24 protein-coding genes are annotated in these 21,774 nt (G+C 72.4%); 2 read left to right on the top strand and 22 right to left on the bottom strand.

From position 1 onward, the window contains the following. Positions 1-130: 130 nt before the first annotated feature. Positions 131-967 carry a translation elongation factor Ts gene (tsf, locus tag ABT403_RS19210; RefSeq protein WP_042813432.1) on the bottom strand — a complete coding sequence of 279 codons (837 nt, stop codon included), beginning with the start codon at positions 965-967 and terminating at the stop codon, positions 131-133. Between the two features lie 134 nt (positions 968-1,101). Further along, positions 1,102-1,956 carry a 30S ribosomal protein S2 gene (gene rpsB / locus ABT403_RS19205; protein WP_045945958.1) on the bottom strand — a complete coding sequence of 285 codons (855 nt, stop codon included), beginning with the start codon at positions 1,954-1,956 and terminating at the stop codon, positions 1,102-1,104. Positions 1,957-2,206: 250 nt separating this feature from the next. On the opposite strand from rpsB, the gene ABT403_RS19200 reads away from it, so the two are divergent. Next, positions 2,207-2,746 carry a M23 family metallopeptidase gene (locus tag ABT403_RS19200; protein WP_344170538.1) on the top strand — a complete coding sequence of 180 codons (540 nt, stop codon included), beginning with the start codon at positions 2,207-2,209 and terminating at the stop codon, positions 2,744-2,746. A 24-nt stretch (positions 2,747-2,770) separates the two neighbouring features. Here ABT403_RS19200 and ABT403_RS19195 read toward each other — a convergent pair whose 3' ends face one another. From ABT403_RS19195 to proS, 18 genes are all read right to left on the bottom strand, one after another. Next, positions 2,771-3,337 carry a TetR/AcrR family transcriptional regulator gene (locus tag ABT403_RS19195; RefSeq protein ID WP_344170774.1) on the bottom strand — a complete coding sequence of 189 codons (567 nt, stop codon included), beginning with the start codon at positions 3,335-3,337 and terminating at the stop codon, positions 2,771-2,773. 92 nt (positions 3,338-3,429) lie between these two features. Next, complete coding sequence (gene whiG, locus ABT403_RS19190; protein ID WP_344170535.1) at positions 3,430-4,266, bottom strand: RNA polymerase sigma factor WhiG; 837 nt, start codon at positions 4,264-4,266, stop codon at positions 3,430-3,432. Positions 4,267-4,505: 239 nt separating this feature from the next. Continuing rightward, positions 4,506-5,663, bottom strand: a complete 1,158-nt coding sequence (gene dprA, locus ABT403_RS19185; RefSeq protein ID WP_344170532.1) for a DNA-processing protein DprA — start codon at positions 5,661-5,663, stop codon at positions 4,506-4,508. Next, entirely contained in the window at positions 5,660-7,285 is a 1,626-nt protein-coding gene (locus tag ABT403_RS19180) for a YifB family Mg chelatase-like AAA ATPase (protein ID WP_344170529.1), read from the bottom strand. Before ABT403_RS19180 ends, dprA begins: the two co-directional genes overlap by 4 nt. Next, complete coding sequence (locus ABT403_RS19175; RefSeq protein WP_344170526.1) at positions 7,285-7,656, bottom strand: YraN family protein; 372 nt, start codon at positions 7,654-7,656, stop codon at positions 7,285-7,287. The genes ABT403_RS19180 and ABT403_RS19175 overlap by 1 nt, the downstream gene beginning before the upstream one ends. 120 nt (positions 7,657-7,776) lie before the next feature. Next, positions 7,777-8,085 carry a DUF2469 domain-containing protein gene (locus ABT403_RS19170; RefSeq protein WP_014675276.1) on the bottom strand — a complete coding sequence of 103 codons (309 nt, stop codon included), beginning with the start codon at positions 8,083-8,085 and terminating at the stop codon, positions 7,777-7,779. Between the two features lie 55 nt (positions 8,086-8,140). Then, the gene (locus tag ABT403_RS19165) at positions 8,141-8,644 is read right to left on the bottom strand and encodes an NUDIX hydrolase (protein WP_344170518.1); all 504 of its coding nucleotides are present in this window, start codon (positions 8,642-8,644) and stop codon (positions 8,141-8,143) included. Next, on the bottom strand, positions 8,634-9,395 hold the full coding sequence (gene lepB, locus ABT403_RS19160) for a signal peptidase I (RefSeq protein WP_344170515.1): 762 nt from the start codon (positions 9,393-9,395) through the stop codon (positions 8,634-8,636). Before lepB (ABT403_RS19160) ends, ABT403_RS19165 begins: the two co-directional genes overlap by 11 nt. Positions 9,396-9,455: 60 nt before the next feature. Next, positions 9,456-10,355 carry a signal peptidase I gene (lepB, locus tag ABT403_RS19155; RefSeq protein WP_344170771.1) on the bottom strand — a complete coding sequence of 300 codons (900 nt, stop codon included), beginning with the start codon at positions 10,353-10,355 and terminating at the stop codon, positions 9,456-9,458. 113 nt (positions 10,356-10,468) lie between these two features. Then, complete coding sequence (gene lepB / locus ABT403_RS19150; RefSeq protein WP_502966011.1) at positions 10,469-11,221, bottom strand: signal peptidase I; 753 nt, start codon at positions 11,219-11,221, stop codon at positions 10,469-10,471. Positions 11,222-11,345: 124 nt separating this feature from the next. After that, a complete protein-coding gene (lepB, locus tag ABT403_RS19145) occupies positions 11,346-12,125 on the bottom strand; it encodes a signal peptidase I (RefSeq protein WP_344170512.1) in 780 nt (259 codons plus the stop codon). A gap of 44 nt (positions 12,126-12,169) precedes the next feature. Then, positions 12,170-12,520 (bottom strand): 50S ribosomal protein L19, encoded by a 351-nt coding sequence (gene rplS, locus ABT403_RS19140; protein ID WP_030227407.1) that lies wholly within the window; start codon positions 12,518-12,520, stop codon positions 12,170-12,172. A gap of 132 nt (positions 12,521-12,652) precedes the next feature. Next, positions 12,653-13,474: a tRNA (guanosine(37)-N1)-methyltransferase TrmD gene (trmD, locus tag ABT403_RS19135; protein WP_344170508.1), complete on the bottom strand. Its 822-nt coding sequence runs from the start codon at positions 13,472-13,474 to the stop codon at positions 12,653-12,655. Beyond that, positions 13,474-14,052: a ribosome maturation factor RimM gene (gene rimM / locus ABT403_RS19130; protein ID WP_344170505.1), complete on the bottom strand. Its 579-nt coding sequence runs from the start codon at positions 14,050-14,052 to the stop codon at positions 13,474-13,476. Before rimM ends, trmD begins: the two co-directional genes overlap by 1 nt. 78 nt (positions 14,053-14,130) lie before the next feature. Further along, positions 14,131-14,370 (bottom strand): RNA-binding protein, encoded by a 240-nt coding sequence (locus ABT403_RS19125; RefSeq protein WP_042810017.1) that lies wholly within the window; start codon positions 14,368-14,370, stop codon positions 14,131-14,133. A 2-nt stretch (positions 14,371-14,372) separates the two neighbouring features. After that, positions 14,373-14,810 carry a 30S ribosomal protein S16 gene (gene rpsP / locus ABT403_RS19120; RefSeq protein ID WP_344170500.1) on the bottom strand — a complete coding sequence of 146 codons (438 nt, stop codon included), beginning with the start codon at positions 14,808-14,810 and terminating at the stop codon, positions 14,373-14,375. A 201-nt stretch (positions 14,811-15,011) separates the two neighbouring features. Then, positions 15,012-15,608, bottom strand: a complete 597-nt coding sequence (locus ABT403_RS19115) for a hypothetical protein (protein WP_344170497.1) — start codon at positions 15,606-15,608, stop codon at positions 15,012-15,014. A gap of 208 nt (positions 15,609-15,816) precedes the next feature. Next, positions 15,817-17,229 (bottom strand): proline--tRNA ligase, encoded by a 1,413-nt coding sequence (proS, locus tag ABT403_RS19110; protein WP_344170494.1) that lies wholly within the window; start codon positions 17,227-17,229, stop codon positions 15,817-15,819. A gap of 131 nt (positions 17,230-17,360) precedes the next feature. On the opposite strand from proS, the gene ABT403_RS19105 reads away from it, so the two are divergent. Further along, positions 17,361-18,074 (top strand): methyltransferase type 11, encoded by a 714-nt coding sequence (locus ABT403_RS19105; protein ID WP_344170491.1) that lies wholly within the window; start codon positions 17,361-17,363, stop codon positions 18,072-18,074. A gap of 3 nt (positions 18,075-18,077) precedes the next feature. Here the strand turns inward: ABT403_RS19105 and ftsH are convergent, their stop codons facing one another. Then, a complete protein-coding gene (gene ftsH / locus ABT403_RS19100) occupies positions 18,078-20,009 on the bottom strand; it encodes an ATP-dependent zinc metalloprotease FtsH (RefSeq protein WP_344170488.1) in 1,932 nt (643 codons plus the stop codon). A 116-nt stretch (positions 20,010-20,125) separates the two neighbouring features. Beyond that, a complete protein-coding gene (gene ffh, locus ABT403_RS19095) occupies positions 20,126-21,700 on the bottom strand; it encodes a signal recognition particle protein (protein WP_344170485.1) in 1,575 nt (524 codons plus the stop codon). Positions 21,701-21,774: the final 74 nt, after the last annotated feature.

Raw genomic sequence — 21,774 nt, 5'->3', positions numbered from 1 at the left:
ATTGCCGGTGGGTCCTCGCGGTTCCCTCTGCGGCAATGGCCTCCTCGTCAGATCTGCGGTCGTCCGGCGCAAGCGCGGACGACTGCCTCAGACCCTATCGGGGTCCGGTGTCCGTCGCGTACGGACGGACTCAGATGCCGACCTTGATGCGGGCGAAGCGCTTCAGGGTGACACCGGCCTCGTCCAGAACCTTCTGGACGGACTTCTTGTTGTCCAGCGCGTACGGCTGGCCGAGCAGCGTGGCGTCCTTGAAGAAGCCGTTGACGCGACCCTCGACGATCTTGGCGATCGCGGCCTCGGGCTTGCCCTCGGCGCGGGTGGTCTCCTCGGCGACGCGGCGCTCGGACTCGACGATCTCGGCCGGGACGTCCTCGGCGGTGAGGTACTTCGGCGCGAAGGCGGCGATGTGCTGGGCGATGCCCTTGGCCAGGTCGGCGTCGGCCTTGTCCAGCTCGACCAGGACACCGATCTGCGGGGGCAGGTCGGGCATGGTGCGGTGCATGTAGGAGGCCACGAAGGCACCCTCGTACGCCGCGAAGCGGTCCAGGACGATCTTCTCGCCGAGGTTGGCGTTGGCCTCGTCCACGAACGCCTGGACGGTCTTGCCGGCCTCGATCTCGGACGCGAGCAGCGCCTCGATGTCGGCGGGCTTGGTGGCGGCCACGTGGGCGGCGAGCTGGTCGGCGACGGCCAGGAACTTCGGGCTCTTGGCCACGAAGTCCGTCTCGCACTTGAGCTCGACGAGCACACCGGAGGTGGCGTCGTCGGAGATCAGGGAGGTGACGGCACCGTTCTCGGCGGAACGGCCCTCGCGCTTGGCGACGCCCTTCAGGCCCTTGACGCGCAGGATCTCGTTGGCCTTGGTGACGTCACCGTCGGCCTCGACGAGCGCGTTCTTGCAGTCCAGCATGCCGGCGCCGGTGAGCTCGCGGAGCTTCTTGACGTCAGCGGCGGTGTAGTTCGCCATGAGTCTGTGATTCTCTCTCGAAGTCGTAGATCTACGGGTGAACGGCGGAGGAGCGCGCTCGTGGCGCGGCTCCCCCGCCGTCATCGTCCGTGCTGCGAGTGCCCGGCGGATGAACGCCGGGCGCTCTCAGTGGGTCAGGCCTGCTCGGCGTCCGCGGCCGGAGCCTCGGCAGCCGGGGCCTCGGCCGCGGGGGCCTCGGCGTCAGCCTTCTTCTCGCCCTCGAGGAGGTCGCGCTCCCACTCGGCGAGCGGCTCGGCGGCGGCCTTCTCGCCCGGCTTCGAGTCACCGGTCGCAGCGCCGGAGCGGGCGATGAGGCCCTCGGCGACGGCGTCGGCGATCACGCGGGTGAGCAGGGTGACGGAGCGGATGGCGTCGTCGTTGCCCGGGATCTTGTAGTCGACCTCGTCGGGGTCGCAGTTGGTGTCGAGGATCGCGACGACCGGGATGTGCAGCTTGCGCGCCTCACCGACGGCGATGTGCTCCTTCTTGGTGTCGACGATCCAGACGGCGCTGGGGACCTTCGACATCTCGCGGATACCACCGAGGGTCTTCTCCAGCTTGGCCTTCTCGCGGGAGAGGACCAGGAGCTCCTTCTTGGTGAGACCCGAGGCCGCGACGTCCTCGAAGTCGATCGCCTCAAGCTCCTTCAGACGCTGGAGGCGCTTGTAGACGGTGGAGAAGTTGGTGAGCATGCCACCCAGCCAGCGCTGGTTGACGTACGGCATGCCGACGCGGGTCGCCTGCTCGGCGATGGCCTCCTGCGCCTGCTTCTTCGTACCGACGAACATGATGGAACCGCCGTGGGCGACGGTCTCCTTCACGAACTCGTAGGCGCGGTCGATGTACGACAGCGACTGGAGCAGGTCGATGATGTAGATGCCGTTGCGCTCGGTGAAGATGAAGCGCTTCATCTTCGGGTTCCAGCGACGGGTCTGGTGACCGAAGTGGACGCCGCTCTCCAGCAGCTCCCGCATCGTTACGACGGCCATGGCCATCTCCTTGGTTTCTCGGTTTTGGTTCCTGACGCCCCGCCGCGCCCTGCCCCTGGAAGGGACCGAGAGACGCTGTCAGCCGACCGGAACCGGTCGGCGCTGGGGCGTGCGAAGTCGACCCGGTGACCCGGATCGCCACAAGAAGTGTACGGGACCCGGCGGTATGCCGGGTGACGCCCTTGTCCACACCCTTTCGCCCGTCCACAGGCACGGGCGGCCCGGGGCGCCCGCGCGGGACCCTGGGCTCATGACGACGACACTGCTGCTCACCCTGCTGTTCGCCCTGTCCGGGGCGCTGCCGCCGGCCCCCGCCGGAACCCCGGCCGAGGGGGCATTCCGGGCCGTCCGGCCCCTTCCGGCGCCGCTCTCGGTGGCCCGGTGGTGGGACCCGCCCCCGACCCCGTACGCGGCGGGGCACCGCGGGGTGGACCTGTCGGCCCCGCCGGGGACGCGGGTGCGGGCCGTGGGGCCGGGGCGGGTGCACTTCGCGGGGCCGGTGGCGGGGCGGGGCGTGCTCTCGCTCACCCTTCCGGGCGGGTTGCGGACCACGTACGAGCCGGTGCGGCCGCTGGTGGCGGAGGGGGAGGCGGTCGCGGCGGGCCAGGTGGTGGCGGTGCTCACGGAGGGCTCCCACTGCCTGGCGTCCTGCCTGCACTGGGGACTGCTGGCGGGCGAGGACGCCTACCGCAACCCGCTGGGCCTGCTGCCGGGCCCCACACCCCGGCTGCTGCCACCGGACCCGGCCCTGGAACCGGCCCTGGACCCGGACCCGGACTCGCCGGACTAGCCCGGCTCGCCTAGCCCGGCTCGCCTAGCCCGGCTCGCCGGAGATGCCGTGCAGGGCCATGGCGACGGCGGTCGCGGTGATCACGGCGGGCTCCTCGGCCGCGCCCAGCTCGATCCGGCGGGCGGCGGCGTCCACGACCCCCTGGAGCAGCATCGCGGCCAGTCGCGGCTCCGGCCGGCCGAGGGCCTCCAATGCCTCGACGATCATCGCGACCAGGCCGCCGTGCGCCGCGCGGATCTTCTCCCGCGCACCCGCGTCCAGCTCGCCGGCGGAGATCGCCACCACGGCCCGGTGCCGGCGGTCGCCCACCAGCTCCAGCTGGCTGCGCACGTACGCCTCGATCTTCTCCGCGGGCGTCGGCGCGGCCTCCATGGCCGCCTCGATCTCGGCGGCCCAGACGGGGAAGTCCACCGCGCACAGCTCTTCGACGACGGCGGCGCGCGACTTGAAGTACTCGTACACGGAGGACCGGGCGAGGCCCGTCCGCTCCGCGAGGGCGGGGAAGGTCAGGGCCTCGGTCCCGCCTTCCGACAGCAGGGAGCGCGCCGCGTCCAACAGGGCGCCGCGCTGCATCGACCGGTGCTCGGCCACGGAGGCCGCTCGAATCCTGGGCACGTCACCACTGTACGGAGGCGGCGCAAGCTCCACCGGGCGTCCGGCTCGCGTCCGGCACGGGCGGTGGCTCAGCGGCCGACGTCCGCGAGCTTGGCGCGCAGCTGGAGCACGGATTTGGTGTGGATCTGGCTGACCCGGCTCTCGGTGACGCCCAGGACGTTGCCGATCTCGGCCAGGGTCAGGCCCTCGTAGTAGTAGAGGGTGACGACCGTCTTCTCCCGCTCGGGGAGGGTGTTGATGGCCCGGGCGAGGAGCCGGCGCAGCTCCCGGTCCTCGGCCACCTCCACCGGGTCGTCGGCGGCGGTGTCCTCCAGGGTGTCCATCAGGGAGAGGCGGTCACCGCCCTCGCCGCCGACGTGCAGCAGCTCCTCCAGGGCGACGACGTTGGCCAGGGACAACTGGCTGAAGACGGTGTGGAGTTCCTCCACGCCGATCCCCATCTCCCCCGCGACCTCGCCCTCCGTCGGGGTGCGCCGCAGCTGGGCCTCCAGCGTGGCGTAGGCGCGCTCCACGGCGCGGGCCTTCTGGCGGACGGAGCGCGGGATCCAGTCCAGCGCCCGCAGCTCGTCGATCATCGCGCCGCGGATCCGGGTGATCGCGTACGTCTCGAACTTGATGGACCGTTCGATGTCGAACTTCTCGATCGCGTCGATCAGTCCGAAGACCCCCGAGGAGACGAAGTCGGCCTGTTCCACATTGGGCGGGAGCCCGACGCTGACCCGGCCCGCCACGTATTTGACCAGCGGCGAGTAGTGCAGGATCAGCTGCTCCCGCAGCCGCTCGTCACCCGAGTCCTTGTATGAGCGCCAGAGCAGCTCCAGGGACGTGGGCTCGGTGGACCGCACGCCGCCACGGGCAGCGGGTGGCACCGAAACGCGGTCGGACCCTGAGGTGTGCTGGGGCATGCTTCGCCTTTGCCGGAGCGGGATTCCTTGGGAGCGTAGCGTGACGGAAGAGTCGCGGTGCGCGAAGAGTACGGGATGCCGCAGGGCCGCAGGGGCGTCCGGACCCGCACGGGCGGCCCGGGACCGGCGCCTCGCGCACGGCCCGGGCGGCCGCCTCGGGGAAGACCGCGTCTCTCATCGCCTTCACTCTTTCACCGGAACGCCCCAGGTCAACGAGCGCCTCGCCGGACGGCTCAGGATTACGCCTCCCCTTCCGCTCCGCGCCGGGTCAACCGCCAGGCGTCGCCCTGCCGTTCGACGAACCCCAGAGAGTGAAGTTCGTACAGTCTGCCGATGACTTCATCGGTGCCGGCGCCCGCGGCGAGGGAGATCTCCTCCACCCCGGCGGGCCCCGCCCCCGGCAGGGCTTCGAGGACCCGCGCGGCCGCGGGGTCCAGCAGGTCGCGGGCGAGGACGGGGCCCCGCCGGACGGGGGCCAGCTCGCCCATGTCGCCGACGAGTTCGACCACCTCGGCCGCGTCGGTGACCAGGAAGGCCTCGCCCCGCAGCAGCTCGTGCACCCCGGCGGAGAGGCCGCTGGTGGCGGGGCCGGGGACGCCCATGGTGAGCCGGCCCAGCCGCTGGGCCCGGCGGGCCGTGACGAGCGAGCCACTGCGCAGGGCGGCCTCGACGACGACGGTCCCCCGGGTGAGGGCGGCGATGACCCGGTTGCGCAGGACGAACCTGCTGGGCGTGGGATGGCTGCCCGGCGGCAGTTCGCCCAGCACCAGCCCCTGTCGGGTGATCCGGCCGAGCAGTCCGGCGTGGCCGCGCGGGTAGGCCGTGTCCACCCCGCAGGCCAGTACCGCCGCCGTGGCCCCGCCGGAGGCGAGGGCCCCTCGGTGGGCGGCGCCGTCGATCCCGTACGCCGCCCCGGAGACCACGACCCAGCCGCGCTCGGCGAGCCCGGCGGCCAGGGTCTGCGCCATGTGGGCCCCGTACGGGGTGCAGGCGCGGGCCCCGACCACGGCGACCGAGCGCAGGGCCCAGGTCCGCAGGTTCGGCCGGCCCCGCGCCCAGAGCCCGACGGGCCGGGCGTCCCCGAGGTCGTCCAGCTGGGTCGGCCACTCCGCCGAGCCCGGGCAGACGAACCGGACGCCCTCGGCGGCGGCCCGCTCCAGATCCCGCCCGGGCTCCGCGAGCGCGGCCCGTCTGCGGTATCCGGCGAGCCGCTCGGGGCCCACGCCGGTCAGCGGTCCCGGTTCGGCGCCGGCGGCGGCCCCGGCCAGCAGCCCCATCAGGGCGACGGGCCCGAGCTCCCGCAGCCAGCGCCCGCCGTGCTCGTCCCCGGGCTCCAGGACCCGGGTCAGCGCGGCCCGGGCCGCGAGTTCGGGGTCCGGTGCTCCGGCGGCGGTCATGACCCGGCCCCGATCGCGGAGGCGGCCCCGCGGGCGATCCCGGTGCGCAGTTCCAGCGCGACGGCCGCGTCCAGCGCGTCGGGGCGGTCCCGGCCGCGCAGGTCGGCGACGGTCCAGGCCACCCGCAGCACCCGGTCCATCCCCCGGGCGGTGAGCAGTCCGCGCTCCAGGTCCCGCTCGGCCTGTGCCAGGGCGCCGGGGCCGGCCGGCCAGCGGGTGCGCAGTTCGTGCCCGGGGACCTCCGCGTTGAGCCGCCAGGGGGTGCCGGCGTAGCGGGCGGCGGCCCGCTCCCGGGCCTCGCGCACCCGGTCGGCGACGGCCCGCGTGCCCTCGCCCCGGCCACCCCGGCCCAGCAGGTCGGACCGGGTGACCGGCTCGACCTCCACCCTCAGGTCGACCCGGTCGAGCAGCGGGCCCGACAGCCGGGCCTGGTAGCGCCGGATGACCGAGGAGGGGCATTCGCAGCCGGACCCGTGCAGGCTGTGGCGTCCGCAGGGGCAGGGGTTGGCGGCGAGGACCATCAGGAAGCGGGCGGGCAGCCGTACCACCCCGGCGGCCCGGGCGATGACCACGTGCCCGGATTCGAGGGGCTGGCGCAGGGCGTCGAGCACCTTGGCGCTGAACTCGGCGGCCTCGTCCAGGAAGAGCACGCCCCGGTGGGCCAGGGAGACCGCCCCGGGCCTGGGGATGCCGGCCCCGCCGCCGACGAGGGACTGCATGGTCGCCGAGTGGTGCGGGGCGCAGTACGGGGGCCGGGCGACGAGCGGTTCGCCGGGCGGGAGGATTCCCGCGACCGAGTGGACGGCCGTCACCTCCAGGGAGTCCTGGCGGGTGAGGGGCGGCAGGATCCAGGGCAGGCGCTCGGCGAGCATCGTCTTGCCGGCGCCCGGCGGTCCGCTGAGGAAGAGGTGGTGGCCCCCGGACGCGGCCACCTCCAGGGCCCGGCGTGCGCCGTGCTGCCCGGCGACGTCGGCGAGGTCGGGGAAGTCCGGGGCGTCCTCGGCGCCCCGGGCCAGGCCCGTACCGAGTCCCGCGCCGGGCAGGAGCAGCCCGGCCAGCATCGGGTCGGGGCGTCCCTCCCCGTCCGGCGGGTCCTCCTCGGGCACCGGGGCGTCGGTGAGCACGGCGATCAGCTGGCGCAGGCTGCCCACGCCGAGCACCGCCACCTCCGGGACCAGGGAGGCCTCGGCGGCGCACTGCCGGGGCACCACCACCTGCCGGTACCCCGCCTCGGCGGCGGCGACCACGGCCGGCAGGATCCCCCGGACCGGCCGCACCCGCCCGTCCAGGCCCAGCTCGCCGATGAGCACCAGGTCGGCGATCGCCTCCGGGTCGACCACCTCGGCCGCCCCCAGGACGGCCGCGGCCACGGCCAGGTCGAAATGGGCTCCGGCCTTGGGCACGGAGGCCGGGCTGAGCCCGACCGTGAGCTTCTTCTGCGGCCAGGCGGCGCCCGAGTTCACCACGGCCGCCCGTACCCGGTCCCGGCTCTCGACCAGCGTCTTGTCGGGCAGCCCCACCAGGGTGAAGGCCGCGACCCCCGGCTCCAGGTCCGCCTGGACCTCCACCACGACGCCGTCGACGCCCACCAGGGCCACCGAGCAGGCCCGCGCGAACCCCATCAGGCCACCCCCCTGACGTGCTCCACCACGGGCGCGCCGCGCCCCGGCAGCAGGACCCCGACCAGGTCGATCCGCACCCCGCCCGGCGGCGGCCCCCCGTGGTCGGCGAGCCAGCGCCCGGCGAGGCGGCGCAGCCGCTCGGCCTTGCCGGCCCGGACCGCCGCCATCGGGTGCTCGAAGCCCCCCGCGCGCCGCGTCTTGACCTCGCACACGACGAGGGCGTCCCCGTCCCGCGCGACGATGTCGATCTCCCCGCCCCGGCACCGCCAGTTCCGGGCGATCACCGTCATCCCCGACTCGGTGAGCCGCCGCACGGCGAGCTCCTCGCCGTACCGCCCCAATGCCTGTCGTGCCACGCCCTTCGCGTTCATCCGGCACCACCTCCGGCACCGACGATCCCGCGTCCGGGCCCACCGAGTGGATCTTGGTGGACAACTCCGGCGGTGTGGACGGACCGCTCACCCCCGCGGGTGAAAACGGCCCCCCTCGGATCAGCCGCCCGGCAGTTCGAGGTCGCTCTTGTTGAGCTCCTCGATGTTCACGTCCTTGAAGGTCAGCACCCGCACCTGCTTGACGAACCGGGCGGGCCGGTACATGTCCCAGACCCAGGCGTCGGCCATCGTGACCTCGAAGAACACCTCCCCCTGGACCGAGTGCACCTGCATCTCGTAGTCGTTGGTGAGGTAGAAACGACGTTCCGTCTCGATCACGTACTTGAACAGCCCGACGACGTCGCGGTACTCCCGATAGAGCTTCAGCTCCATCTCGGTCTCGTACTTCTCGAGGTCCTCGGCGCTCATGGCATGTTCCCCTTCAGCCGTGCGTCCCCCTATTGTGCGCCAGCGCCGTGCGCCCCTAAACGATTTCCGGGGGCAGGACCACCGGAGCGTCCGGGGGACCGTCGTCGAGCAGCGTCCTCAGCAGCCCGGCGAGCTTGGTCGGGTACACCGTCTCACGGGCCGCGAGGAGTTCCTCGGAGGTCCACCATCTCGCCCCCGTGACGCTGCGCCGCTCCAGTGCGGTGAGGCCGCCCATCGCGGTCTCCGTCCGGGTGGTGCGGGCCAGGAAGTACCACTCGTCCTGCTCCCAGCGCCTGCCGTCGAAGGGGAAGGAGCAGTAGCGGTGCCACAGCACCGGCCCCAGCTCCACCTCGGTGATCCCCGTCTCCTCCGCGAGCTCGCGGAGCGCGGCCTGCTCGCGCGTCTCGCCGCCCTCCAGGCCGCCGCCCGGGGTGAACCACCAGTCGTCGGCGGGATCGGCCGGCTCGAAGCCGTGCAGCAGCAGGATCCGGTCCTCGGGGTCCAGGAGGATCACCCGGGACACCTTCCTCGGCTGCCCGGCGGGCCCCTCAGCGCCCACCGGAGCGCCCCCGCGACCGCCCGCGCCCCAGGACCCGGGCGACCGGCCCGTAGGCGGCCCCCAGCACCACGAGGGCGGCTCCGGCCACCACCGCGGCCACCTGGAGCCGCAGCGGCCCGGGCCGCGAGGTGCCGCCGGGAAGCGCGGCGAAGGACTGCGGCCGCTCCAGCATCCTCGTGTCCGGCCACGCCAGGGCGTCGACGCGGGCCACCACCGCCGACCGGGGAACCGTCCCCTGGCCGGCGTCCTGGAGGTGGGCCCGCGAGTCCAGGGAGCCGGAGCGCCGGTCGCCCATCAGGAAGAGGTTGCCCTCGGGCACGGTCACCTCGAAGGAGGTCGTCCCCGCGGCCAGCGCGTCGCGCCCGGCCCGGTCCACGTACGGCTCCTCCAGCGGCTTCCCGTTCACGGTCAGCCTGCCGCCCTGGCCGCAGCAGCTCACGGTGTCGCCGCCGACGGCCACGACCCGCTTGACCATGGGCGAGTCGCTCCACTGGGAGTCCTTGAAGACGACCACGTCACCGCGGCGCACCTCGGCGCCGCCGATCCGCTCCGCCAGCACCCGGTCGCCGGGCTGGACGGTGGGGACCATGGAGTTCGTCGGCACCGTGTAGGGCTGGTACACCAGCGCCCCCCAGACGAAGCCGCCCAGGAAGAGCGCGAAGCCGATGGCCACGGCGATGCCCGACAACACGTTGCCGAGCCCGCCGCGGCCGTCTCTGCCGCTCGCGCGTATTGCCTGTGTTCCGCCCATTGGTGCGCCCCCATACCCGGAGATGGCCGCCACCCGGCGATGGCCGGCCTGGGCGGCACCCTACCCGGCGGTAGACGTCTTGGTCAGCCTCCGGCGGCGCCACAGGACGAGGGGCACCGCGCCGACGAGCCCCAGCGCCGCCGGGTTGACCACGCCCGCACCGGCGCCGGCGGCCTGCGGCGAGTGGAGGGGGGCCGGGAGCTGCTTGTCGATGCCCTTCTGGTCGAAGGTGTCCGGGACCGGCAGCGTGGCCCAGCGGGTGACCGGCCAGGCGACGACCACGGCGCGGCCGACGACGTCCGAGACGGGCACGAAGCCCTGGGTGGAGTCCTGCATGTGATAGCGGGAGTCCTGGGAGTTCTGCCGGTGGTCGCCCATCACCCAGATCTTGCCCTTGGGCACGGTGACCGGCCCGAACGGGGCGTCGTCGCAGGGGGTGTTGCCGGGGAAGATGTACGGCTCGTCCAGCGGCTTGCCGTTGACGACGACCGGTCCGCCCCGCTTGCACTCCACGGTGTCCCCGCCGATGGCGATGGTCCGCTTGATCAGGTCCTTCTCCTCGGCGGACGGCATCAGGCCGATCCAGCTGAGGACCTTCTGGACGACGTTCGGCTCGGGGGTGGGCTCGCCCTCCAGCCAGTGCGCGGGGTCGTGGAAGACGACGACCTCGCCGCGCTCGGGCTCCGAGCCGAACCACGGGGTCAGCTTGTCCACGAGGACCCGGTCACCGCGCTGAAGGGTGTTCTGCATCGAGTCGGACGGGATCGAGAACGCCTGGACCAGGAAGGTCTTGATCAGCAGGGCCAGGACCAGGGCGATGCCGATGAGGAGCGGGAGCTCCTTCCAGAAGGAGCGGTGCCGCTCGGCCTCCGCGCCCGCCTCGTCGGTCTCGTCGTGCGTGACGGCATCGTCCGGCCGCTCCTCGCCCTCATCGCGTCCGGATCGAGCGCCTACCGCCACATCCCCCACATCCACTCCTCACTCGGAAACGACCGCCCGCGCCGGAACAGGAGCGGGCCCTCCCCTCCCTTAACGAGCGGGAGTTCCCTAAGGCGCGGGAGACCGGGAACACACTATGCGAACGCGGTGCCCCGACGGCGCCCGCCGGGCCGCCGCCGGCGACCGGAGCGGGCCGGGTCCGGAACGTCGAGGAAGGTCGCGGGCTGCTCCAGCCGGCGCCAGTGGTCGAACGGCCAGGCGATCACCACGGCCTGTCCCACCACGCCCTTTTCGTCGATGGTGCCCTCGAACGCCTCGTCGAGGTGGTAGCGGGAATCGGCCGAGTTGGCGCGGTGGTCGCCCATCACGAAGAGCCGTCCGGCCGGTACGTGCACCTCGAAGGGGATGTCGGACGGCGAGTTCCCGGGTGACACGTAAGGCTCATCGAGCGGACGGCCGTTGACGGTCACCCGCCCCCGGTTGTCGCAGCAGGCCACGGTGTCGCCGCCGATGCCGATGACCCGCTTGATCAGGTCCTGCTCGTCGGCCGAGGGGAGCAGGCCGATGAACGTCAGGGTCTGCTTGATCTGCTTGACGCCCGCCGGGTCCTGGGCGGGCCTGGCCGCCTCACCCTTGAGCCAGCCTCCGGGGTCTTTGAAGACGACGACCTCGCCCCGCTCGACCTTGGCGCCGAACCAGGGGGTCAGCTTGTCCACGAGCACCCGGTCGCCGATCCGGATCGTCTGCTCCATCGAGCCGGACGGGATGAAGAACGCCTGGACCAGGAAGGTCTTGAGGACCAGGGCTATGCACAGGGCCACCGCCACCAGCAGCGGCAGCTCCCCGGCGCGGCGGGTGCGCCGGCGCCGGCGCACCTTGCGCGCCATCCGGCGCCGCTGGGCCCGCCCGCCGGCCTCCGCCGGATCCGCCGGTTCCACCGGCCCGGCCCCGGGCCCGCGCTCAGGCTCCGGCCTCGGCTCCGGATCCCGGCCGCCGCGCGGACGGCCCCGGCTACCCATGCGGGCCCCCGGTGGCGGCGGTCCCGGAGAGCGAGGTCCAGCGGGACGGCGGCCAGCCGGTCCAGTCGGCCCGCCCGATCACCTTCTCCACCGGCACCATCCCGCCGCCCGGCTCCCCCAGGTGGTCCCGGGAGTCCCGGGACTGGGAGCGGTGATCACCCATGACCCACAGCGTGCCCAGCGGGACGACGATCCGGAAGGGCACCTTCGAGGGCGTGTCGCCGGGGTACAGGTACGGCTCCTCCACGGGGACGCCGTTGACCCGGATCCGGCCGCCCGCGTCGCAGCACACCACGTCGTCCCCGCCGACGCCCACGACCCGCTTCACGAAGTCGGTGTCGGAGGGCGCCGCGAGCCCGAGCGCCGAGGCGGCCCCGTGCAGGGCGTCGCCGACCGGGTTGCCGCGGGCGGGTTCCCGCACGAAGGAGCCGGTGCCGTCGAAGACCACCACGTCTCCCCGCTCCGGCGTCGAGCCGAAACGGTACGCCAGCTTGTTCACCAGGATCCGGTCGCCGACCTCCAGGGTCGGCTCCATGGAGCGGCTCGGGATCAGGAAGGGCTGGACCACGAAATTGCTGACCAGCAGCAGGAAGACGGTGCAGACCACGCCCAGCACCCCGGCGCGCCTCCAGGGACCGGAGGCGCCGCCGCTCCCGAAGAGCGAACGGAGGCCACGGAGGGCACGGATCCGGGGAAAAGCAGAGCGCGGCCGCCCCTCCCCCTGCTCGGGGGAGGAGTGGCCGCGCTGTGTGAGCTCTGCTTCGGTGTCCATCGGGGGCGAGCCTATCCGGCCGTCCCCGGGACCCGGAGAGGAGATCAGCGGTCGCGCTTCTCCTTGATCTTCGCGGCCTTGCCGCGGAGCTCACGGAGGAAGTACAGCTTGGCGCGACGCACGTCACCGCGGGTGACGAGCTCGATCTTCTCGAAGATCGGGGAGTGGACCGGGAAGGTACGCTCCACGCCGACGCTGAAGGAGACCTTGCGGACCGTGAAGGTCTCCGAGACGCCGGAGCCCTGGCGGCGGATGACAACACCCTTGAACTGCTGGATACGGGAGCGGTTGCCCTCGATCACGCGGACGTGCACGTTGATCGTGTCACCCGGGCGGAAGGCCGGGACGTCCGTACGCAGGGAGGCGGCGTTGACGCCATCGAGCAGGTGAGACATGAGTTCGTCTGCTTTCTTCGCACGACGCCACAGGTCGCCGGTGCGGGTTTCCGTAGAGAATTCGAGAGCCGTGTCACCCGTCGGACGACGATCCCCCTGTGGCAGGGGCGCACGCGAGCACACAGCAGCCGCCTATTCTTCCACGACCTCCGGCCTGCGCCAAAATCGGCCGTCTCCGGACGGTTTCCAGCCCAGGATGCTCAGGATCTCCCGGTCCTTCTTGTCGAAGGCGGAGGCCTCGCAGCGCTCGATCAGGTCGGGGCGGTTCCGCGCGGTGCGGCGGAACGCCTCGTCCCGGCGCCAGCGGGCGATCTTCCCGTGGTGCCCGCTGAGCAGCACCTCGGGGATCTCCCGCCCGCGCCACCGCGGGGGCTTGGTGTAGACGGGGCCCTCCAGCAGGTTGGCCATCTCGCCGGGGGCGAAGGAGTCGTCGCGGTGCGATTCGGCGTTGCCGAGCACCCCGGGCAGCAGCCGGGCCACGGCCTCGGTGACGACCAGGACGGCCGCCTCGCCGCCCGCCAGCACGTAGTCGCCGATGGAGACCTCGTAGACCGGCATGCGGGTCGCGTACTCGTCCATGACGCGACGGTCGATGCCCTCGTACCGGGCCGGCGTGAAGATCAGCCACGGCCGCTCGGAGAGCTCGACGGCCAGTTCCTGGGTGAAGGGCCGGCCGCTGGGGGTGGGGACGACCATGACGGGGCCGTGCGCCCCGGACTCGTAGCCGTCGGCCAGGGCCGCGTCCAGGGCCTCGCCCCAGGGCTCGGTCTTCATGACCATGCCGGGGCCGCCGCCGTACGGGGTGTCGTCGACCGTGTTGTGCCGGTCGTAGGTCCAGTCGCGCAGGTCGTGCACGTGGACGTCGAGCTGCCCGCGGGCCCGCGCCTTGCCGACGAGGGAGACGTTCAGGGGCTCCAGGTACTCCGGGAAGATCGTGACGACGTCGAGCCGCATCAGGCGTCGTCCCCGGACTTCTCGGCCTCCGGGGAAGCCCCGGCGTCACGCGCGGAGGCGATCTCGGCGCGGTCGTCGATCAGCCCCGGCGGCGGGGTGATGACGCAGCGCTGCTCCTCCAGGTCGATCTCGGCGACGATCTCCTCCACGAAGGGGATCATCACCTCGGAGCCGTCCGGGCGCTCGACGATGAAGAGGTCCTGCGAGGGCAGGTGGGAGATCTCGGTGATCCGGCCGATCTCGGTGCCGTCCTCCAGCACCACGTCCAGGTCCATCAGCTGGTGGTCGTAGTACTCGTCCTCCTCCTCCGGCAGCTCCGCGGGGTCCACGTCCGCGATGAGGAGGGTGTTGCGCAGCCCCTCGGCGGCGGTGCGGTCCTTGACCCCCTCGAAGCGCAGCAGGAGCCGGCCGCTGTGCACCCGGCCCGTCTCGATGGTCAGCGGGCCCGCCGACGCCGGGTCGGTGCGGAGGACCGCGCCGGGCGAGAGTCGCAGCTCCGGCTCGTCGGTCCGCACCTCGACGGTGACCTCACCCTTGATCCCGTGGGCGCGGCCGACCCGCGCGACTACCAGCTCCACAACTCTCTCCTGTTCAGACGACGACGGGCCGGGGCGGGCACGAATGCCCTCCCCGGCCCGTGCCGGTGATTCAACTGCTCAGCGGACCTGGTCCACGTCGACGAGGTCGACGCGGATCCCCCGGCCGCCGATGGCGCCCACGACGGTCCGCAGCGCACGTGCGGTGCGGCCGTTGCGGCCGATCACCTTCCCGAGGTCTTCGGGGTGCACCCGGACCTCGAGCACCTGCCCGCGGCGCAGGTTGCGCGAGGCGACCTGCACGTCGTCGGGGTTGTCCACAATGCCCTTTACGAGGTGCTCAAGAGCCTCCTCGAGCATGATCAGGCCTCGGTCGACTCGGCGGCGGCGTCAGCCTCGTCCGCCTTCTTGTCGGCCTTCTTCTTCTGCGTGATGGCCTCGCCCTTGGCCTCGCCGACACCCTCGAGGGCCTTGGCGAACTCGTCGAAGGAGCGACGCTTGTCTTCCTTCGTGGCCGGCTGCAGCAGCGGCGCGGGGGCCGGGAGGCCCTTGTGCGCCTGCCAGTCACCGGTGAGCTTCAGGATGGCGAGAACGGCGTCGGTGGGCTGGGCGCCCACGGACAGCCAGTACTGCGCGCGCTCGGCGTTGACCTCGATGCGCGAGGGGTTGTACGTCGGCTGGTAGATGCCGATCTCCTCGATCGCGCGGCCGTCCCGGCGGGTGCGGGCGTCGGCGACGACGATGCGGTAGTGAGGGGAGCGGATCTTACCGAGGCGCTTGAGCTTGATCTTGACTGCCACTGGAGTGGTGTCTCCTGAACTTGACGTGGTTGGGCACTTGAGATGCCACGTGGGGTTGCGGTACTCGGGTGCCCGATGGACGCGTCAGCCGGAGGAGAGAGGGGTCCTATGCGGCTGTCGAGTACAGCTGCCCATTGTGCCACACGCCCACGGCGCCTCCGAGCGGGGCGGATCACCACACCGCCCGCCGGGGGCGCCGGGTCAGGACGCCGCGGCGGTGGCCACCTCGGGGATGCGGAACGGCTTCATGCAGCCGCCGCACACGATCGGCGCCTGGGCCAGGACGGAGGGGACGACGCGGACGTTGCGCCCGCAGTCGCAGACCGCCTTGACGCGCACGCCGCCGCCCGAGGAGCCGTGCCGTGCGGCCGGACCCCGGAAGCTGCGCTTGGTGTCGGCGGCCGTGGCGACCGTGTGCGCCTTGAGGGCGCGCTGGAGCCGCTCGATCGTGGGCCGGTAGCGCTTCTTGGCCTCGGGATTGAGGAAGACCAGGGAGAACCCGCTGCTGGCGTGCGGCTCCTCGGAGTGGTCCAGCCCCATCTCCTCGGCGATCGCGAGGAATCTGCGGTTGTGGTAGCGGCCGGCTCGCGAGGTGTCACGGACCCCGCGGGCGGCCGCGATGCCGTGGACTGCCTCGTGGAGCAGTCGCTCGAAGGAGAGCTCGGCGCCACAGGCGGACGAGGACTCTCCGATCAGGGACTCGGGCGCGGCAAGGTCAGGCAGCTCGGGGTGGTACCGCTGAATGTCGGCCCACGCCTGCGCCAGCTCTGCGGCGAGAACAGGTGGTGTCGTGCTCACGTCGTGACAACGAGCCGGGGTGCCCCGGTGTTCCGATTCCGGGCCATTCCAAATTTTTTGCACGTACCAGTCAGTTCAGTCTCATGCGTCCCGACGAGGACGGGTGCGCCGATCCCAGGAGGAGTCGGTACGTAACGGAGACCGAAAAAACCAGCCCCCGGCGCGCGGCCGAAACCGTGCGCCGGGGGCGTGGGAGTGCTACTCCGGCTCAGTACGAGCGCGCGACGATCGCGAGGGTACCGGGGGCGTCGTCGGACTCCGGAACCGACCCGTCCTCGGCGATGAGGCAGCGGACGGTCACGGCCTGCTCGCCGAGCTTGGCCTCGCCCTCCGGGCCCAGGACGCTCCACGGGATCCGCGCCCAGCCGCCGGCGAGGGCGGCCTCGGCGGCCTCCTCGATGGTGGCGACGTCGCTCGTACGGGAGATCCGGCGCTCGCGGGACTCGCGCAGCAGCTGGGCCTGGTCCTCGTCGAGCACCTTGGGCAGCAGGTCGGCCAGCGTCTCGATGCGCACCGGCTCCTTCCCGCCCGGGATGCGGCGGGCCAGCATCGCGGTGCCGTTCTCCAGGTCGCGGGGGCCGATCTCGATGCGGACCGGTACGCCCTTGAGCTCCCAGTCCACGGCGCGGCGGCCGAAGGGGGTGTCGACGCGGTCGTCCACGTGGACGCGCAGGCCGGCGGCCTTCAGCTGGGCACCGAGCTCGCGGACCTTGGCCACGGCCTCGTCGCCCTTGATCGCCATGACGACGACCTGGACGTGCGCCAGGCGCGGCGGGACGCGCAGGCCGTTGTCATCGCCGTGGGACATGATCAGGCCGCCGACCATGCGGGTGGAGACGCCCCACGAGGTCTGCCAGACCAGCTCCTGCTGCCCCTCCTTGGAGAGGTAGGAGGTGTTGAAGGCCTTGGCGAAGTTGGTGCCGAGCTCGTGGCTCGTGCCCATCTGGAGGGCCTTGCCGTCGCCCATCATGCCCTCGAGGGTGAGGGTGTTGATGGCGCCGGCGAAGCGCTCCTTGGGGGTCTTGCGGCCGAGCACGACGTCGATGCCGAGCACGTTGGTCATGAAGTCGCCGTACACGTTCCGGTGGATGTGCGCGGCGTAGTCGCGGGCGTCCTCGTAGGTGGCGTGGGCGGTGTGGCCCTCCTGCCAGAGGAACTCGCTCGTGCGGAGGAACACGCGGGGGCGCATCTCCCAGCGGACGACGTTGGCCCACTGGTTGATCAGCAGGGGCAGGTCGCGGTAGCTCTGGACCCACTTGGAGAAGTAGTCGTTGATGATCGTCTCGGAGGTGGGCCGGACGACGACCGGCTCCTCGAGCTCCTTGCCGCCGCCGTGGGTGACGACCGCGAGCTCGGGGGCGAAGCCCTCGACGTGCTCCGCCTCCTTCGTCAGGTACGACTGGGGGATGAACAGCGGGAAGTAGGCGTTCTGGGCACCGGCTTCCTTGATGCGGGCGTCCATCTCCTGCTGCATCCGCTCCCACAGGCCGTAGCCGTACGGTCGGATGACCATGGTGCCGCGGACCGGACCGTTGTCGGCCAGCTCGGCCTTGTTGATCAGATCCTGGTACCAGCGGGGGAAATCCTCCGCCTGCGGGGTGAGAACGGGTGCCTTTGCCATGGCGCGAATGGTACGGCGCCCGGCACCGGATGCGTGAATCGGGTGGCGCACTCCTCTGGACGCGGGGGCCGATGGGGAGTTCTCTGGCAACGGGGGCAAGGGGGCGAGACGGAATCAGGAGCGCTCTTTCGATGACACCGACGCCGACGGCGACGCTCGTCGCCCGGGACTGGGCGGAGATCCAGGAACGGATGCTGGTACCGCTGTACGAGGCGGTCTACGACCGGCTGGAGGTCGGGCCGGGCACCCGGTTGCTGGGCCTCGACTGCGGGGCCGGGCTGGCCCTGCTGCTGGCCGCCGGACGGGGCGCCGCCGCCACGGGCGTGGAGGCGGACCCGGCCCGCCGGGCGCTGGCCCGGGAGCGGCTGCTGGAGGTGGTGGCGGTCCCACCGGTGCCCCCGGCCCGCCCCTACGACGTGCTGCTGGCCTTCTCGCCCGGCCCGGGCGACCTGGCGGCGGCCCTGCCCGTGGTCCGGCGGGGCGGTGCCGTGGTGCTGGCCGGCTGGGGGCCGGCCGAGCGGTGCACGGTGCCGTCGGTGCTGGGCGGCGGGCCGGTGGTCCGGGACCTGGACGCGGTGGCGGAGGCGGCGGGGCTGGTGCCGGACGGGTCCGGGCGGGTGTTCTGCCCCTTCGGCTACGCGGACGTGGACAGCGCGGTGCGCGGGCTGCTGTCGACCGGGCTGTACCCCGTCGCGGGGACCGGGCCCGGGGCCGGGACCGGTGCGGCGGCGGACCCGGCGCTGGCGGAGAAGGAGCTGGCGGAGGCGCTTCACCCGTACGAGCGGGCCGACGGGGCCGTGTGGCTTCCGAACATCCTGCGCTACGTCATCGCCCGGGTGGCGTAGCGGTCAGCGGGTGCCGTGGTCCTTGGCGAGGCGGGGGATGCCGGCCGCCTCGTACGCCGCGTGCTCGTCCAGGGTCTCGGCGGCCAGCAGGGCCTCGGCGAGGGCGTCGAGCTTCGGGCGGTGCTCGGTCAGCAGGCGGCAGGCCTCCTCGTAGCACTCGTCCACGATCCGTCGCATCTCGTGGTCCACGGCGTCGAGGGTGGCGGGGGCGGCGGTCAGGCCGTACGGGCCCTGGCCGTCGGAGGGGATGGCGGTGAGGCGGCCGACGCGCTCGCTCATGCCCCAGCGGCCGACCATGCCGCGGGCGATGTTGGTGACCTGTTCGAGGTCGCTCTCGGCGCCCGTGGTGATCACGTCGTACACGACGTGCTCGGCGGCCATGCCGCCGAGCGCGCCGATGATGCGGCCGCGCAGGTAGGGCTCGGTGTAGGCGTAGCGGTCCGCGTCGGGGGTGGAGAGGGTGACGCCGAGCGCGCGGCCGCGCGGCACGATGGTGATCTTGCGTACGGGGTCGGCGCCCGGCTGGAGCATGCCCAGCAGGGCGTGGCCGCTCTCGTGGTAGGCCGTGCGGCGGCGTTCCTCCTGAGGCATCACGAGCGGGCGCTCGGCGCCCAGCTGGACCTTCTCCAGGGCGTCGGAGAGGTCGGCCTGGGTGACCGCGTCCTGGCGGCGTTTGACGGCGAGCAGGGCGGCCTCGTTGGCGAGGTTGGCGAGCTCGGCGCCGGTCATGCCGGGGGTGGTGCGGGCCACCTGGGCCAGGTCGACGCCGGACGCGAGGGGGATGTCGCGGGTGTGGATGCGCAGGATCGCCTCGCGGCCCGCCTTGTCGGGCGGGGAGACGACGACCGTGCGGTCGAAGCGGCCGGGCCGGGTCAGGGCGGGGTCGAGCACGTCGGCGCGGTTGGTGGCGGCCAGGACGACGACGCCCTCGGAGCCGGAGAAGCCGTCCATCTCGGTGAGGATCTGGTTGAGGGTCTGCTCGCGCTCGTCGTGGCCGCCCATGGCGGCGGAGCCGCCGCGGGCCCGGCCGATGGTGTCGATCTCGTCGATGAAGATGATCGCCGGGGCGACCTTGCGGGCCTCGGTGAAGAGCTCGCGGACCCGGGAGGCGCCGACGCCGACGATCATCTCGATGAACTCGGAGGCGGAGGCCGAGAAGAACGGCACCCCGGCCTCGCCCGCGACGGCGCGGGCGAGCAGGGTCTTGCCGGTTCCGGGCGGCCCGGCGAGCAGGACGCCTCCGGGCATGCGGGCGCCCAGCCTGCGGTACTGCTCGGGGTTCTTCAGGAAGTCCACGACCTCACTGAGCTCGCCCTCGACCTCGTCGATGCCGGCCACGTCGTCGAAGGTGGTGCGCTTGGCGCCCTCCAGCTCGACGGGTTTGGGCGGGGCCTTGCGGCCGAACCCGCCGGCCCCGCCCAGGGCGGAGCCCATCCGGCGGGCGATGAGCAGCCACAGGGCCACGATCAGCAGCATCGGGGCGAGGGAGAGCAGCAGGTTGGCCAGGAAGCTGCGCTGTTCGACGACCGGGGAGGCGGTGACGGTGACGCCCTTGGAGGTGAGTCCGGACCACAGCTGGTCGTCGGCGAAGGCGGGGCGCTGGGTGACGAACTTCCGGTAGTCGCCGTGGCCGCCGGGGACGGGACGCTTGGTCTTGAGCTCGCCCTGGATGGCGTCGCCCTTGGAGTAGATCTTCTCGACGTTGCCGTCGGCGACCTGCTTGCTGAACTCGGTGTAGGAGACCGTCGGTCCGTCGCCCTCGTTGAAGAACGACAGCACGACGTTGGTGATCAGGTAGACGATCAGGGCGGCGAGGATGAGCCCGCGCCAGCCGCCGGGCGGTTTCCGGCGGGGCGGCGGGCTGGGCGGGGCGCCCTCGGAGCGCCAGGGGGTGTCGGCCCGGTCGCGCGGCGGTACGGGGGTGGGGCTGGGCACGGGGGCGCCTCCTTATGCCGTCCTCCCGGCCGACCATAAGCGACGGAACGCACCTGCGCCCGCGCAGCGGAAGAGCCCCGCCGTGCGTGCGCGACGGGGCTCTTCCGGTACGAGCGCTACTTCATGAACTTCTTGAACTCGTCCGGCAGGTCGAAGTCCTGGCCGGGCTGGCCGCCGCCCGCCGGGAGGCCGAACGGGTTGCCGCCGGCGGCGGGGAGCCCGGGCTGCGCGCCCTGCTCGCGCCGCGCCGCCGCCGCGGCCTCCTCTTCCTTGCGCTTCATCGGGTTGCCGCTCTTGCGCTTGCCCTTGGCCTGCTTGACCTGCTTCTTCTGCCGGCCGGGGCCGCCGCCCATCCCGGGGATGCCGGGCATGCCCGGCATGCCGCCGCCCTGGGCCATGCGGGACATCATCTTGCGGGCGTCGAAGAAGCGCTCGACGAGGTTCTTGACCGCGCTGACCTCGACGCCGGAGCCCTTGGCGATACGGGCGCGGCGCGAGCCGTTGATGATCGTCGGGTCCTGGCGCTCGGCCGGGGTCATCGACTTGATGATCGCGGCGGTGCGGTCCACGTCGCGCTCGTCGATGTTGTTGATCTGGTCCTTGATCTGGCCCATGCCCGGCAGCATGCCAAGGAGCTTGGAGATGGAGCCCATCTTGCGGACCTGCTCCATCTGGGCCAGGAAGTCGTCGAGCGTGAACTCCTTGGGGCCCTTGGCGAGCTTGGCCGCCATCTTCTCGGCCTCGGCCTGCGAGAAGGTCTTCTCGGCCTGCTCGATGAGGGTGAGCATGTCACCCATGTCGAGGATCCGGCCCGCCATGCGGTCCGGGTGGAAGGCGTCGAAGTCGTCGAGCTTCTCGCCGTTCGAGGCGAACATGATCTGCTTGCCGGTGACGTGCGCGATGGAGAGCGCGGCACCGCCACGGGCGTCGCCGTCGAGCTTGGAGAGCACGACGCCGTCGAAGCCGACGCCGTCGCGGAAGGCCTCGGCGGTGTTGACCGCGTCCTGGCCGATCATGGCGTCGACGACGAAGAGGATCTCGTCGGGGCTGACGGCGTCGCGGATGTCCGCGGCCTGCTGCATCAGCTCGGCGTCGATGCCGAGGCGGCCGGCGGTGTCGACGATGACGATGTCGTACTGCTTGGTGCGCGCGTACTCGATCGAGTCCTTGGCCACCTGGACCGGGTCGCCGACGCCGTTGCCGGGGGCGGGGGCGTAGACGGCCACGCCGGCCCGCTCGGCGACGACGCTGAGCTGGTTGACGGCGTTGGGGCGCTGGAGGTCGCAGGCGACGAGCAGCGGGGAGTGGCCCTGGCCCTTGAGCCAGAGGCCGAGCTTTCCGGCGAGGGTGGTCTTACCGGCACCCTGGAGACCGGCCAGCATGATCACGGTCGGCGCGGTCTTGGCGAAGCGCAGGCGGCGGGTCTCACCGCCGAGGATGGAGACCAGCTCGTCGTTGACGATCTTGAGGACCTGCTGGCCGGGGTTGAGCGCCTTGCTGACCTCCTCGCCGCGGGCCCTTTCCTTGACGTTCGCGATGAAGGAACGGACGACGGGGAGCGCGACGTCGGCCTCGAGGAGGGCGATACGGATTTCCCGCGCCGCAGCGTCGATGTCCTGCTCGGAGAGGCGGCCTTTGCCCCGGAGGGACTTGAAGGTCGCGCTGAGGCGGTCGGAAAGCGTATCGAACACGGTGGTCGCGATTCCTCGGGTCGGGGGCGTGCTGGTCGCCCCCCAGGGTATCCGGCCCCGCCACTCCCCGGGGG

This window comes from Streptomyces sp. NPDC000075, from assembly GCF_040301925.1.
GTDB lineage: Bacteria > Actinomycetota > Actinomycetes > Streptomycetales > Streptomycetaceae > Streptomyces > Streptomyces polychromogenes.
Note: the sequence above shows the minus strand (reverse complement) of the source record. Positions and strands in the feature narration are given on the sequence as shown.

Bases quoted from the DNA above. Each gene is read 5' to 3' on its own strand.
- ABT403_RS19180 (WP_344170529.1), bottom strand. From the start codon at position 7,285: ATGGGGTTCGCGCGGGCCTGCTCGGTGGCCCTGGTGGGCGTCGACGGC.
- whiG (WP_344170535.1), bottom strand. From the start codon at position 4,266: ATGCCCCAGCACACCTCAGGGTCCGACCGCGTTTCGGTGCCACCCGCT.
- tsf (WP_042813432.1), bottom strand. From the start codon at position 967: ATGGCGAACTACACCGCCGCTGACGTCAAGAAGCTCCGCGAGCTCACC.
- lepB (WP_344170515.1), bottom strand. From the start codon at position 9,395: ATGGGCGGAACACAGGCAATACGCGCGAGCGGCAGAGACGGCCGCGGC.
- dprA (WP_344170532.1), bottom strand. From the start codon at position 5,663: ATGACCGCCGCCGGAGCACCGGACCCCGAACTCGCGGCCCGGGCCGCG.
- ABT403_RS19170 (WP_014675276.1), bottom strand. From the start codon at position 8,085: ATGAGCGCCGAGGACCTCGAGAAGTACGAGACCGAGATGGAGCTGAAG.
- lepB (WP_502966011.1), bottom strand. From the start codon at position 11,221: ATGGCGCGCAAGGTGCGCCGGCGCCGGCGCACCCGCCGCGCCGGGGAG.
- ABT403_RS19125 (WP_042810017.1), bottom strand. From the start codon at position 14,370: ATGCTCGAGGAGGCTCTTGAGCACCTCGTAAAGGGCATTGTGGACAAC.
- trmD (WP_344170508.1), bottom strand. From the start codon at position 13,474: ATGCGGCTCGACGTCGTCACGATCTTCCCGGAGTACCTGGAGCCCCTG.
- ABT403_RS19200 (WP_344170538.1), top strand. From the start codon at position 2,207: ATGACGACGACACTGCTGCTCACCCTGCTGTTCGCCCTGTCCGGGGCG.
- rpsB (WP_045945958.1), bottom strand. From the start codon at position 1,956: ATGGCCGTCGTAACGATGCGGGAGCTGCTGGAGAGCGGCGTCCACTTC.
- rplS (WP_030227407.1), bottom strand. From the start codon at position 12,520: ATGTCTCACCTGCTCGATGGCGTCAACGCCGCCTCCCTGCGTACGGAC.
- ABT403_RS19105 (WP_344170491.1), top strand. From the start codon at position 17,361: ATGACACCGACGCCGACGGCGACGCTCGTCGCCCGGGACTGGGCGGAG.
- proS (WP_344170494.1), bottom strand. From the start codon at position 17,229: ATGGCAAAGGCACCCGTTCTCACCCCGCAGGCGGAGGATTTCCCCCGC.
- ABT403_RS19175 (WP_344170526.1), bottom strand. From the start codon at position 7,656: ATGAACGCGAAGGGCGTGGCACGACAGGCATTGGGGCGGTACGGCGAG.
- lepB (WP_344170512.1), bottom strand. From the start codon at position 12,125: ATGGACACCGAAGCAGAGCTCACACAGCGCGGCCACTCCTCCCCCGAG.